Source organism: Terrabacter sp. AAH1, from assembly GCF_054456855.1.
Map to the genome: position 1 here is coordinate 88,836 of NZ_JBTJJV010000010.1, position 12,388 is coordinate 101,223.

Sequence of the window (12,388 nt, forward strand, 5' to 3'; positions counted from 1 at the left end):
CTTTCGTCCTCAGCTGCCGCTCAGTTGGCCCCGGTCATCGGGATGCTCTTGGCGGGCGCCTTGGGCACGCAGTCGACGATCGCCTTGGCGACCGTCTTGCTCATGTCGGGCTGGAAGACGCTCGGGATGATGTAGTTCGGGTTGAGCTGCTCGTCGGTGACGACCGACGCGATGGCGTCGGCGGCCTTGATGAGCATCTCGGTCGTGACGTCGGTGGCGCGGGCGTCGAGCAGGCCGCGGAAGACGCCCGGGAACGCGAGCACGTTGTTGATCTGGTTCGGGTAGTCGCTGCGCCCGGACGCCACGACCGTCGCGCGCTGCGTCGCCTCGTGGATGTCGACCTCGGGGTCGGGGTTGGCGAGGGCGAAGACGATGCGCTTGTCGGCCATCTCGTCGATCCACTCGGGGTCGAGGATGCGCGGGGCGCTGACACCGATGAAGACGTCGGCGCCCTGGAGGCCGTCGCGCAGAGTGCCGGTGAGGCCGCGCGGGTTGGTCTTCTCGGCGAGCTCGCGCCACGCCGGGGTCAGCGACTCGTCGCCCTTGTTGAGCAGGCCGGGGCGGTCGCTCACCGTGACGTCGGTGGCGCCCGCGGCGAGGAGCAGCTGGACGATGGCCGAGCCCGCGGCCCCACCGCCGGAGACGATGATGCGGGCGTCGGGGAGCTTCTTGTCGGTGATGCGCAGCGCGTTCTTGAGGGCGGCGAGCACGACGATGGCGGTGCCGTGCTGGTCGTCGTGGAAGACCGGGATCGAGAGCCGCTCGCGCAGCTTCGCCTCGATCTCGAAGCAGCGCGGCGCGGCGATGTCCTCGAGGTTGATGCCGCCGAAGCCCGGCGCGATGAGCTCGACGGTGCGCACGATCTCGTCGACGTCGGTCGTGTCGATGCAGATCGGCCACGCGTCGATGTCGGCGAACCGCTTGAAGAGCGCGGCCTTGCCCTCCATGACGGGCAGCGCCGCCATCGGGCCGATGTCGCCGAGACCCAGGACCGCGGTGCCGTCGGTGACGACGGCGACCGAGTTGCCCTTGATCGTCAGCTTCGGCACGTCCTCGGGGTGCTCGGCGAGGGCCTGGCTCACGCGGCCGACGCCGGGCGTGTAGGCCATCGCGAGGTCCTGGCGGTTGCGCAGGTTGACCTTGGACTCGACGGAGATCTTGCCGCCGAGGTGGAGCAGGAAGACGCGGTCGGAGACCTTGTGCACACGCACGCCCTCGAGCGTCTCGACGGCGTCGACGATCTCGGTCGAGTGCTCGGCGTTGCTCGCGGAGCAGGTGAGGTCGATGACGAGCCGGTCGGGGTGCGAGTCGACGATGTCGAGCGCCGTCGTGATGCCACCGCTCTCGGCGACCTTGACCGCGAGCGTGCCGATGACGGCCGGGTCGGTGCCGGTGTGGATTCGCATCGTGATCGAGTAGGAGGCGGTGGTGGCGCGGGCACGTTGGATCGACTCAGTCACGGAGCAATCGTCCCACGATCCGAGAAACGCCCCGGACCCCGTCCGTAGACCGATCAGTAACAAGCGGGCGCCGGCTCAGGCAGGCGTGTCCGCTTCGTCCCGGGCGTCCACGACGGGGTCACCGACGCCGAGGAGGCGCCGGACGCCGGCCCGGGCGACGAGCAGCGCGAGGATCAGCAGGGTCACCGACACGAAGCCGCCCAGCTCGACGCGGTCGCCGAGGACCAGGTCCTCCACCTCGAGGACGAGGAACTTGCTGCCGACGAGGACCAGCCAGAGCAGGAGCCCGGACCCGAGCCTGCCGGTCGGTGTCGTCGCCGCGCTGAACCGGCGCCGGGCGCCGCCCTTGACCACCACGACGAGCTCGAGCACGAGCTTGAGCAGCACTGCCGTCAGCAACGAGACGGTGAACGACTCCGTCATGACGGAGGGGACGTGCTCTGCGGCCAGCCCCAGCACGACGACGTAGACGAAGACGTCGACGACGTCCGCGGGCGCCACCCACGCCACCCGTCGGGCGCGTTCGCCCACCTCGCCACTTCGCGGTGTCGACCCCACCATGCAGCCAACGTATGCCGCGGGCGACCTGCCCGAAGCCGTATGCCGGGTCGTCGCCTCTCGGGGGTGCCGTCCTCTCCCGGCAGCGCCGTCGCCTCTCGGGGCGCGCACCGCGCATTCCGGGGCGGCCCGCGCGACGGCATACGACAATGGGCGCGTGACCACCGCCGAGGACACCTCCCTGACACGGGCGTCCGGTCTGACCTCCACGGAGGTCGACGAGCGCGTCGCGCGGGGGGCCGTGAACCGGCTCTCGGAGCGCACGTCACGGTCGGTCGGCGAGATCGTGCGCGCCAACGTGCTGACCCGCTTCAACGCCATCCTCGGTGCGCTCTTCGTCCTCGTCATGGTGACGGGGTCGTGGGCCGACGGGCTCTTCGGGCTCGTGCTCGTCGTCAACTCCGCGATCGGCATCACCCAGGAGTACCTCGCCAAGCGCAAGCTGGACCGCCTCGCGCTGCTCAACGCCCCGACGACCCGGGTCGTGCGCGACGGGGAGGTGCGCGTGGTGGCCACGACGGACGTCGTGCAGGACGACCTCATCGAGCTGCGCACGGGTGACGAGGTGCCCGCCGACGGCCGCCTCCTCGTCAGCGCGGGGCTCGAGCTCAACGAGGCGAACCTCACCGGCGAGTCCGACCCGGTGCCCCACGACGAGGGCGACGAGATCATGTCGGGCACTAGCGTCGTCGCCGGCTCGGGGCGCTACCACGCGCGGCACGTCGGTGCCGACGCGTACGTCAACCGGATCGCCGCCGACGCGCGCCGCTTCACGCGCACCCGCTCGGAGATCCAGGAGTCGATCAACACGTTGCTGCGCTACATCACCTGGGTGATCGCGGGCGCGCTGCCGATCGCGATCTGGTCGCAGTGGCGCACCGTCGGCGACCACGGGTGGCAGCAGGTCGTCATCCGCTCCGCCGCCGGGGTCGTCGGCCTCGTGCCGGAGGGGCTGGTGCTGCTCACCTCGGTCGCCTTCCTGCTCTCGGCGGTGCAGCTGACCCGCCGCAACGTCCTCGTGCAGCAGCTGCCCGCCGTCGAGGGGCTCGCCCGCGTCGACGTCGTGTGCCTCGACAAGACCGGCACGCTGACCGCCGGCGAGATCGCCTTCGACGACGCCGAACCGCTCGCCGGGCAGGACGTCGATGAGATCCGTTGTGCCCTGGGCGCGCTCGCCGACGACCCTAACGCCAACGGCACCCTGACAGCCGTCGCGGCAGTCCTCGCCTCGCCAGGCTGGGAGCGCACCCGCACCATCCCCTTCAACTCCGCACGCAAGTGGAGCGCCGCCTGCTTCACGGCCCACGCGACCTGGGTGCTCGGCGCGCCGGAGGTGCTGCTCGCCGCAGACCCGCAGCCGAGCCCGCCGGAGGTCATCGAGGCGATCCGCGCGCGCGTCGCCGAGCTCGCCGCGTCGGGGCGTCGCGTCGTGCTGCTCGCCCGCAGCGACGTCGACCTCACCGAGCCCACCCTGCCCCCCGACCTGACGCCTGCGGCGCTCGTCACGCTGACCGAGCAGGTGCGCCCCGACGCCCGCGACACCCTCGCCTACTTCGCCGAGCAGGACGTCGCGATCAAGGTCATCTCCGGCGACAACCCCGTCACGGTCGCTGCCGTCGCCCGCGAGGTCGGCCTCGACGTCGGGGAGCCCGTCGACGCGCGGACCCTCCCCGACGACCCCGCCGTGCTCCGCGAGGTGCTCGCGCGCACGACCGTCTTCGGCCGCGTCACCCCGGAGCAGAAACGCGCCTTCGTGCACGCCCTGCAGGCCGACGGGCACGTCGTCGCGATGACGGGCGACGGCGTCAACGACGCGCTCGCCCTCAAGGACGCCGACATCGGGGTCGCCATGGGCAACGGCGCGCAGGCCACCAAAGCCGTCGCCGAGCTCGTGCTGCTCGACGGGCGGTTCTCGCACCTGCCCGACGTGCTCGCCGAGGGCCGCCGCGTCATCGGCAACGTCGAGCGCGTCGCCAACCTCTTCGTGGCCAAGAACGCGATGAGCCTCGTGGCGATCCTCGCCGCCGCGCTGGCCACCTTGCCCTTCCCGTTCCTGCCGCGGCACCTGACGCTCGTGTCGGCCGTGACGATCGGCATCCCGGCCTTCTTCCTCGCCCTGGGACCGAACCGGCGCCGCTACCTGCCGGGCTTTCTCGCGCGCATCCTGCGGTTCGCCGTGCCGTCGGGCGCCGTCGCGGGCCTGGCGGTCATCGCCTCCTACCTGCTCGCCGGCAGCGGGTACGGCGTACCGCGGGAGCAGTTCGCGGCGCGGTGCGCCGTCGAGGAGGGCGGACGCACCGTCGCGGACGTCGCGTGCTGGCAGCCCGGCAGCGGGGCCACGATCACCCTGCTCGCCGTCTTCTTCTGGATCCTCGCGGTGCTCGCCCGCCCCTTCCTCGCGTGGAAGGCGGCGCTCGTCGCGGCGATGGTGGGGCTGGCGGTGCTCGCGTTCGTGGTGCCGCTCGCGGCGGGGTTCTTCAACCTCGACGCGCCGGCGGCGCTGCTGTGGCAGTCGCTGGCGATCGGGCTCGTCGGCGCCGCGCTCGTCGAGGCGGTCTACCGGCTCTCCCCGTCGGTGCGGCACGCCCACCACGTCCGCGACTGAGGTCCGACCCGACCGAGGGCCGACCCGACCGAGGGCCGACCCGCCTGAGGACCACCTCGACGGTGGCCGGGCCGGTCTGGTGGACGCCCTACAATGGGACCTGCACAGGGATCCGGCGTGACCTGATGGGCGGGTAGGCACGCACCCGCCGTCGCGCACCCCGCGACCAGTTCCGGAGCCGCCCCGTGTCACCCATCGACTCGTACCGCCACCTCTTCGGCCTCACCGGCCGCACGTACATCGTCGTCGCCTTCCTCGCCCGTATGCCGCTCGCGATGAGCCAGCTCGGCACCCTCCTTCTCGTGTCGGCCGCCACCGGCAGCTACGGCGCGGGGGGTTTCTGCGCCGGGGCGCTGGCGGTCGCCAACGCGGCCGGCGCGGCCTTCTGGGGCGCTCGGGCCGACCGGCTCGGCCAGCGTCGAGTCGTCGCCGTCCAGTCCCTCGCCGGGGCCGCCGGCCTCGTCGCCCTGCTGCTCGTCGTGAACGCCGGACTCCCTTGGGGAGCAGCGGCCGTCGCGAGCGCGGCCACCGGCCTCGTGCTGCCGCAGATCGGTCCGCTCGCGCGCGTGCGGTGGCGCCCGATCACCGCCCACACGGGGCCTCGCCAGCACCGGCTCGTCGACGCCGCCTTCTCCTACGAGGGCGCAGCCGACGAGGCGTCGTTCGTGCTCGGGCCGGCGCTCGTCGGCCTCGGCGTCTCGGTCGCGAGCCCGACGGCAGCGCTCGCCCTCGCCGCCCTCGGCCTCGCCGTCTTCGGCACGTGGTTCGCCCTGCACGAGACCGCGACGGTCACGCACGCGGCGACCTCGGGAGACACGGTCGCCCCCGGTCGCCTGCTCACGCCGGCCCTCGTCGTGCTCTGCGTCGCCCAGGTGCTCGTCGGCAGCGTCTTCGGGTCGGTGCAGACCGGCACCTCGGTGCTCGCCACGGCCGCCGGCAGCGCCGGGGCGACCGGCTACTTCCATGCCCTGCTCGGTGTCGGGAGCGTGCTCGCCGGCCTCGCCGTGGCGGGCCTGCCGGCACGCTTCGGGCTCCCGAGCCGCCTGCGCTGGTTCGCCGTGGGCCTGCTCGTGCTGTCGGCGCCGCTGCTGCTCGTCGGCTCGCTGCCCGCGCTGGTGCCGGTGCTCCTCGTGCTCGGCCTCACGGTCGCGCCCTACATGATCACGACCTTCACGCTCGGCGAGCGCGTGACGCCGGCGTCGCGCACCGGGGCTGCCATGACGGCCCTCGCGGCAGCCACGGGGCTCGGCTACGCCATCGGGGCCGCCCTCGCCGGACGGCTCGCCGACTGGGGCGGGCACACCCCGGCGTATGCCGTCACGGTCGTCGCCGGCGCCGCCGCCGTCACGCTCTCGTGGACCTGCGGTCGCGTGCTCACGACGGCGACCGAGCAGCTGGTCGCTCCCGCAGCCCCCGCGGGCTGAGGCGAGGGCCGGCTCCAGCACACGTTCTCCACCCCGTCGGAGTTGTTGTCGAGGGGGCGCCGGTCAGCGGGGCAGGCGCAGGCGCATCGCGGGCCACGCCGTCCGCGTGAAGCCCAGATCCTCGTACAGTCCGGCGCCCTCGCCCGTCGCGAAGAGCTCGACGACGCCCGCGGACGTGTCGTCGCGCAGCCAGTCGAGCACGCCGACGACGCACTCACGAGCGAGTCCCCGACGGCGCGCCTCCGGCTGGGTCGCGACGTTGTTGACGAGCGCCGACACCCCGCTGGGGTTGGCCGGCGAGGGCGTCTCGAAGCGCAGCGTCCCCATGGCGGCGGCGACGACTCTGCCGTCGATGCCCTGCGCGACCACGGCGCACGCGTTCGGCCCGTCCAGCTCGCGCCGCAGCCACTCGGCCGCCGCATCGCGCCAGCCGTGGGCCTCGACGCCGGGCACACCCATCGCGGAGAACATCAGCGCCCGCAGCTCGACGACGGCCTCGACGTCGGCGGCGGTCGCTCTCCGCACCGTGAACTCGCTCACCGGAACCCTCCTCCCGTGAAGGCCGGCGCCAGCGGGACCGGCTCGGCGGCATACGTCCTCGTGACGGCGTCGGCGAGGGCACTCGCGACGTCGGCGAGCTCGGGGATCGCCCGCCCCGTCGAGGCGGTGCGCAGGAAGCGGAGGGTCCGGTCCGGCATACGCGGCATGGGCTTGACCGGGTTGGCCGGTGCGGGCTCACCGTCGACGAGCGGGCCGAGGCACCAGCTGCCGGCGAGCCACGCCCAGGCCTCGGTGGCCAGGTCGAGGTCGTGCTCGAAGTCCGGCCCGGCCACCTCGGGCCAGACCGTCACGACGGCCGTCCGCCACCGCGCCAACGCCGCGTCGGAGGCTGCCGCGTCGAGGGACCACGCGCACCAGCACGTCGGCCACGGCACGCGCAGGTACGCCGCGTCCCAGGCGATCGGTCGCCACAGCGCCCACTCGAAGTCGAGCAGCGCCAGCCCGGCATCGGTGAGGAGGTTGTTGTCGGGGCACATGTCGGCCGCCGAGAGGCTCGTGGCATCGACCCGGGAACGCGACGGCACCGACTCGAGCACGTCGAACGTGCCAGGGGTCACCTCGACGTCGAGGGCAGCGGCCAGCCGCTGCCACTCGGCGGCGGCCTCGGCCAGCTGCCCCGGCAGGTAGTCGAGCTCCAGCTGCTCCCCCGAGCGGGCCGCGACCCCCTCGACGAAGGCGTCTCGGACGCCGGGGCCGGCCACGTGGAGTGCCCCCACGGAGTCGCCCCAGCCACGCAGCCCGGCCGCGGCGCGACCTGCGTCGTCGGCGAGCAGGACCTCGGCCAGGTGGGCGCCGTCGCCGAGGTCGTCCATCACGACGAGCCGCGGGTCGCCGCACTCGGCGAGCAGCCGCGGCGTGCGGGCGCGGCCTGCCAACGCGGCCAGGGCCGACGCCTCACGAGCGTAGGTCTCGGCGGCCTCCTCACCGGTGTAGCGCTTGACCACGTACGCGTCGCCGACCTCCCCGGTGGCCCGCACCACGAGCGTGCGGCGGCTCCCGGGAAAGGGCGCCGCCGCGGCCGTCAGCGTCGTGCCGAGCAGGCGCGAGGCCACGTCGAGCGTCTCGGCGACGAGCGCTGCGCGATCGGCGTCGGTGCTGGCGGACGTCACCGGGTCACTGTGCCAGAACCCCGGACGGGGCTCTGCCAGACGGGGACCCCCGAGGTCGGCAGCCGCCCCACCCAGCGGCCGACCGGACGAGTGGTACGAACAGAAATATTGACGACAATTTCGCCGAAACTGCTTACACCGGGGCACAGATTGACTAACGTCTCTCTTGTAACACCCCCACGGCTGGCACGCACCCCCCCATCCGCACCAGCCTCGAAGGAGCCCACCTGCGCGCGCGGGTCGGGCTCCTTCGCCTTTCCCGGTCCGGAGCTCGCCGGCCGCTGCGCGGGGAAGCGTCCCGGCGGTAGGGCCCTTACGCGTACGCCTTCGTCCACAATGCAGGGGGGCCGCACGCGGGTGCGACCCACGGTCACGAGGTGGCCGTCACGACGGCGTCCACAGGGGAGATGGTCGGCATGCCGCAGCACGAGCGGTCGCACACACGCAGGGCACTGGCGGTGATCGGGTTCGGCGTGGCGTTGGTGGTGGCGATCCTGCTGTCGGGGGTGAACGCCCTGCAGCCCGGCGGCACCCGGCTCGCCGCAGCACCGACCGGCACCCCCGCCGCCTCGCGCACCGTGGCCGGCCCGGCCCGCCCCGCCACGATGCCGAGCGAGACCGACCTAACGCGCACGGGTGAGCCGAAGTACGGCGGTGCGGACGCCCAGCAGGAGGAGTTCTACGAGTGGGCCGCCCAGCACCAGGTCGGGTCGCTGAACCTGCCCGGGATGGACTCGGCCACCGGTCAGCTGGCCGAGGTGGCGAACGGCTACTGCGACCTTCTCTCCGACGAGCCCGGCGGCTCGGGCGCAGACGTCACCCGGATGATCCGCCTGCAGACCGGGGCGACGAAGTCCATGTCGCAGGAGCTGCTCGAGCGCTCCGTCGCCGCCTTCTGCCCGCAGAAGGCGCGCCACCTCGTCTAGCACGACAGACCCATCCGACCGCCGCACCCGACCGGCACGGCCGCCACGGCACCGACGGCGCTCAGCGGCTCAGTCGGAGCACCGAGCAGCCACGCAGATCGAGCAGGACGTCCTCGCGCACCTCGGCGACACGCAGCACGACGTCCCCGCACCCCCGACAGCGCGCGACCGACCCCATCGCCGAGGCGTAGACGACGAGCTCGCCGACGGCCTGTCGACGCCCGCAGCCTGCGCACGCGACGACGGCGACCGTGACGTCGATCCCCAACGCCCCACCCAACGCTCCCGCGAGGACGTTGCCGTCGAGCGGTCGGTCGTGCACGGCATACGTCGGGTGCTCCTGCTCGGTGTGTGGGCCAGTCATCTCATCCTCCACTCGGTCCGAACCGCTCGGTCCGCACCAGCCGCGTCGGCACACCGACCTCGACGAGGGTGTCGGCGACGGCGTCGACGAAACCCGTTGGGCCGCAGACGAACACGTCAGTGTCCGTCCCCAGCCGATCGACCCAGCCGACCAGCTCGTCGCGCGACAGCCGGCCCGTCGGTCGCCCGTCACCCGCCGGGGCCCGTCGGGTGTGGACGAGCTCGACCGCCAGCCCTTGGTCGTGGGCGCTGCGGCGGGCGAGCTCGTCCGCGTAGATGACGTCCTCGGGCGTGCGGACCGAGTAGGCGAGGACCATCGGCGCGGTGCTGCCCGCCTCGTGCCGGGCACGGACCATCGCCATCAGCGGCACGACCCCCGAGCCGCCCGCGAGGAGCAGGGTCGGGCGCGAGGACTGCGGGTGCCAGACGAACCACCCGCCGATCGGGCCGCGCAGCTCCACCGGGTCGCCGATGGCGAGCTCGCGCGCGAGGAACGGCGACACCTCACCGTCGGCGACGACCTGCACCGTGACCTCGACCTGGGCGCCGTGGTCGGGCGCCGCGATCGAGTAGGAGCGCTGCGTCGAGTAGCCGTCCTCCGCCGTCAGCCGCACGTCCACGTGCTGCCCCGGCAGGTGGCCCGGCCAGCCCGGCACCCCGAGCACGAGGGTCACCGCGTCGGCCGTCTCGTCCTTGCGCGACACGAGGTAGGCCGCCTGCCACGCCACCGGCGCCACGTCAGTCGCCCGCGTAGCGCTGCTCGCGCCAGGGGTCGCCGTACTCGTGGTAGCCGAGCTGTTCCCAGAAGCCGGGCTCGTCGTAGAGGAGCAGGTCGATCCGGGTGACCCACTTGGCCGACTTCCAGAGGTAGAGGTGCGGCACGAGCAGACGCGCGGGACCGCCGTGCCACGGCTCGAGCGCTTCGCCGTCGTACTCGTGGACGATCCACGCCTTGCCGTCGACCAGGTCCTCGAGGGGGAGGTTCGTGGTGTAGTCGCCGTAGGACGTGACGAGTGCGAAATCGGCTGCCGTCTCGACGTCCTGGAGGATCACGTCGAGCGAGACACCGCGCCACGACGTGCCGAGCTTGCTCCACTTCGTCACGCAGTGCAGGTCGACCGTCGGGGTCTCCTGCGGCAGGGCCTGGAGCTCGTCCCAGCTCCACGCATGCTCCTCGCCCGTCTCGGTGCGCACCGTGAGCGACCAGTCGGCCGCCTCGACGCGTGGCGTCGGCCCGGCCTGGAGCACCGGGAAGTCGTGGGTGAGGTACTGGCCAGGCGGTAGCTGCACGTCGTCCTGACGCCGCCCGCGAAAGCCCGGGGTCACGATGCCCATGCCCGATCATGGCACCGGTCCCCGCCGGACGTCGAAGGGTTCGCACCGAGCCCGCACGTCGGGGATGGATGCCGGGCGTCATGATGGGGTCGTGGTGACTCCACGTTCGCATGAGCCCAAGCCGACCGCCTCACGTCCCGGTGACGCCTCGCCCGGCCTGGCCCGAGTGTGGTCGGGGCAGGCGCCCCCGCGCGAGAGCGCACGTGAGACGCGGCTCAGGATCATGTCGGCGACAGTGCTCCTGTTTGAACGGATGGAGTACCACGACGTGACGATCGAGGCCGTCGCCCGAGCGTCCGGAGTCAGCAAGTCGACGATCTACCGCCACTGGTCTTCCCGGCAGAGGCTCGTGCTCGACGCCTTCGCGTACAAGACCGACACGATGACACGGATCGCGCCGACGGGTGACGCCGTCCGGGACCTCAGGACCTACCTGGGCAAGCTGGCGTTCTGCCTCGACTTCGGAGGAGCCGCGTCGACGGTCGCCGGGCTCATCGGCGAGGCGGTCGGCGACGAGGACTTCGCGGCCCTCTTCCGCGAGGGCCTCATCGGCCATCGCCGCCAGACCTTCGAAGGGATCCTTCGTGGCGGTCAGCAGCGTGGGCAGATCCGTCGTGATCTCGATGTCGAGACGACGATCGATGCCGTGTACGGAGCGCTGCACCATCGTCTGCTGGTGACCCGCAGGCCCATCGACGCGCTCTTCGTGGGGGCCCTCGTCGACCTTGTCGTCGGTGGGTTGACCACCGCGCCCTGACCCGTCCCCCGCGTGGGGCTCCGACGCGATCCGAGCGTTTCTGCCTGGTCCCCCGCGGCCCCGTCAAGGCAGCGGGACGAACGTTGCGTGCCTGTCCCGATCCGTCGACCCGGGCAGCGGCCCCGAGTCACTGTCGTGACACCCGGTGAACGACACCGGTGGAGGGCCGAAGGCCATCGTCAGGAAAGGGGACAGCCCAGATGTCCGCACCCACCAACGTCAGCACGCAGCACCCGCACCTCTATCGGTTGGCCATCGACATGGCCTCTCGGGCCGAGGCGGCCGGCTTGCGGGCAGGCCTGGCCACGGGCCTGCTCGAACTGCTCAAGATCCGCGTGTCGCAGCTCAACGGCTGCGCGTTCTGTCTGCGTCAGCACACCCGTGACGCCCTGGCCGCGGGCGAGTCGACCGACCGGCTCGCGGTCCTTCCCGCGTGGCGTGAGACGGCGTACTTCACGGACGCCGAGCGTGCGGCGCTGACGCTGGCCGAGCGCGTCACCGACATCGGCTCGGACGCCTCGCACCACATCTCCGAGGACACGGTCAGCCCCCTGACCGACGAGCAGGTGTCGGCCGTGGCCTGGCTCGCGATCGCGCTGAACACCTTCAACCGCATCGCCATCACCAGCCACTACGAGGTCGCGCCGCCGGCGCTCCAGGCGGCTGCCGGCTGACTGGCCGTCCCGCCCGGCCATGTCCCACCGCGCGTGGCCCCTACGGACGCGCAGCGGTGAGGACCTGAGCCGCCAGGTCCCTGGCGACGTGCACGGCATCGGCCCGCCCGTCCAGCTGGGAGGTCGACACGGCGCCGTCGTAGAGCACCTGAAGACGCACCGCGACACTCTCCGGATCCACCACCTCCGCCTCCTCGGCGAGCCGACGGAACTCCCCGCCCAGCCATGCCCGGAACTCATGCAGCGCTTGGGCCTCGACGCCGTCGGGCGAGGCCTCGGCGTTCGCGTTGGCGAACGGGCAGCCGTTGTACGTCGGCGAGGCGGCCGCTTCTGCGAGGGCGTCGAACATGGCCAGGATCTTCTCGGCCGGATCCGACACACCCTCCTGGTGTGCCGCGATCCGCTCACGGCGCTGCGTCGCACGACCTTCGAGGTACGCGCCGACGAGCTCCTCCTTGCCGCTGAAGTTGTAGAAGAGCGACCCCTTCGCGACTCCCGCTTCCTCGAGCAGTCGGTCGATGCCGACCGTGTGGACACCTTCCGCGTAGAAGAGCCGGTCCGCTGCCGTCAGGAGACGCTCGCGGGCACTCACTCGAGTTGCTGTCGCCATGGCCTG

13 protein-coding genes are annotated in these 12,388 nt (G+C 72.5%); 5 read left to right on the forward strand and 8 right to left on the reverse strand.

Annotated features, from left to right (window positions below):
• Positions 1-20: 20 nt before the first annotated feature.
• Both ACXR8F_RS15475 and ACXR8F_RS15480 read right to left on the reverse strand, forming a co-directional pair.
• The gene (locus ACXR8F_RS15475; RefSeq protein WP_458801777.1) at positions 21-1,460 is read right to left on the reverse strand and encodes a malic enzyme-like NAD(P)-binding protein; all 1,440 of its coding nucleotides are present in this window, start codon (positions 1,458-1,460) and stop codon (positions 21-23) included.
• A 75-nt stretch (positions 1,461-1,535) separates the two neighbouring features.
• Positions 1,536-2,021 carry a hypothetical protein gene (locus ACXR8F_RS15480; RefSeq protein ID WP_458801779.1) on the reverse strand — a complete coding sequence of 162 codons (486 nt, stop codon included), beginning with the start codon at positions 2,019-2,021 and terminating at the stop codon, positions 1,536-1,538.
• Between the two features lie 154 nt (positions 2,022-2,175).
• Here ACXR8F_RS15480 and ACXR8F_RS15485 point away from each other — a divergent pair, with 154 nt between their 5' ends.
• Together ACXR8F_RS15485 and ACXR8F_RS15490 are read left to right on the forward strand one after the other, a co-directional pair.
• A complete protein-coding gene (locus ACXR8F_RS15485) occupies positions 2,176-4,623 on the forward strand; it encodes an HAD-IC family P-type ATPase (protein WP_458801781.1) in 2,448 nt (815 codons plus the stop codon).
• A gap of 185 nt (positions 4,624-4,808) precedes the next feature.
• A complete protein-coding gene (locus ACXR8F_RS15490; RefSeq protein ID WP_045187238.1) occupies positions 4,809-6,047 on the forward strand; it encodes an MFS transporter in 1,239 nt (412 codons plus the stop codon).
• A 63-nt stretch (positions 6,048-6,110) separates the two neighbouring features.
• On the opposite strand, the gene ACXR8F_RS15495 is transcribed toward ACXR8F_RS15490, so the two are convergent.
• Together ACXR8F_RS15495 and ACXR8F_RS15500 are read right to left on the reverse strand one after the other, a co-directional pair.
• Positions 6,111-6,587: a GNAT family N-acetyltransferase gene (locus ACXR8F_RS15495; RefSeq protein ID WP_458801783.1), complete on the reverse strand. Its 477-nt coding sequence runs from the start codon at positions 6,585-6,587 to the stop codon at positions 6,111-6,113.
• Positions 6,584-7,717, reverse strand: a complete 1,134-nt coding sequence (locus tag ACXR8F_RS15500; protein ID WP_458801785.1) for a hypothetical protein — start codon at positions 7,715-7,717, stop codon at positions 6,584-6,586. The genes ACXR8F_RS15495 and ACXR8F_RS15500 overlap by 4 nt, the downstream gene beginning before the upstream one ends.
• Before the next feature lie 377 nt (positions 7,718-8,094).
• Here ACXR8F_RS15500 and ACXR8F_RS15505 point away from each other — a divergent pair, with 377 nt between their 5' ends.
• Positions 8,095-8,643, forward strand: a complete 549-nt coding sequence (locus tag ACXR8F_RS15505; protein WP_458801787.1) for a hypothetical protein — start codon at positions 8,095-8,097, stop codon at positions 8,641-8,643.
• Positions 8,644-8,704: 61 nt separating this feature from the next.
• Here the strand turns inward: ACXR8F_RS15505 and ACXR8F_RS15510 are convergent, their stop codons facing one another.
• The 3 genes from ACXR8F_RS15510 to ACXR8F_RS15520 are packed head-to-tail and all read right to left on the reverse strand — an operon-like array spanning position 8,705 to position 10,341.
• Positions 8,705-9,007 carry a DUF6510 family protein gene (locus tag ACXR8F_RS15510; RefSeq protein WP_045187245.1) on the reverse strand — a complete coding sequence of 101 codons (303 nt, stop codon included), beginning with the start codon at positions 9,005-9,007 and terminating at the stop codon, positions 8,705-8,707.
• 1 nt (position 9,008) lies between these two features.
• Entirely contained in the window at positions 9,009-9,734 is a 726-nt protein-coding gene (locus tag ACXR8F_RS15515) for a ferredoxin reductase (protein ID WP_458801789.1), read from the reverse strand.
• Positions 9,735-9,744: 10 nt separating this feature from the next.
• Positions 9,745-10,341, reverse strand: coding sequence for a molybdopterin-dependent oxidoreductase (locus ACXR8F_RS15520; RefSeq protein ID WP_458801791.1), 597 nt, complete (start codon positions 10,339-10,341; stop codon positions 9,745-9,747).
• Positions 10,342-10,564: 223 nt separating this feature from the next.
• On the opposite strand from ACXR8F_RS15520, the gene ACXR8F_RS15525 reads away from it, so the two are divergent.
• Complete coding sequence (locus ACXR8F_RS15525) at positions 10,565-11,098, forward strand: TetR/AcrR family transcriptional regulator (protein ID WP_458801793.1); 534 nt, start codon at positions 10,565-10,567, stop codon at positions 11,096-11,098.
• A 200-nt stretch (positions 11,099-11,298) separates the two neighbouring features.
• A complete protein-coding gene (locus tag ACXR8F_RS15530) occupies positions 11,299-11,772 on the forward strand; it encodes a carboxymuconolactone decarboxylase family protein (RefSeq protein WP_458801795.1) in 474 nt (157 codons plus the stop codon).
• Positions 11,773-11,812: 40 nt separating this feature from the next.
• On the opposite strand, the gene ACXR8F_RS15535 is transcribed toward ACXR8F_RS15530, so the two are convergent.
• Complete coding sequence (locus ACXR8F_RS15535; protein WP_458801796.1) at positions 11,813-12,382, reverse strand: TetR/AcrR family transcriptional regulator; 570 nt, start codon at positions 12,380-12,382, stop codon at positions 11,813-11,815.
• Between the last annotated feature and the right edge of the window lie 6 nt (positions 12,383-12,388).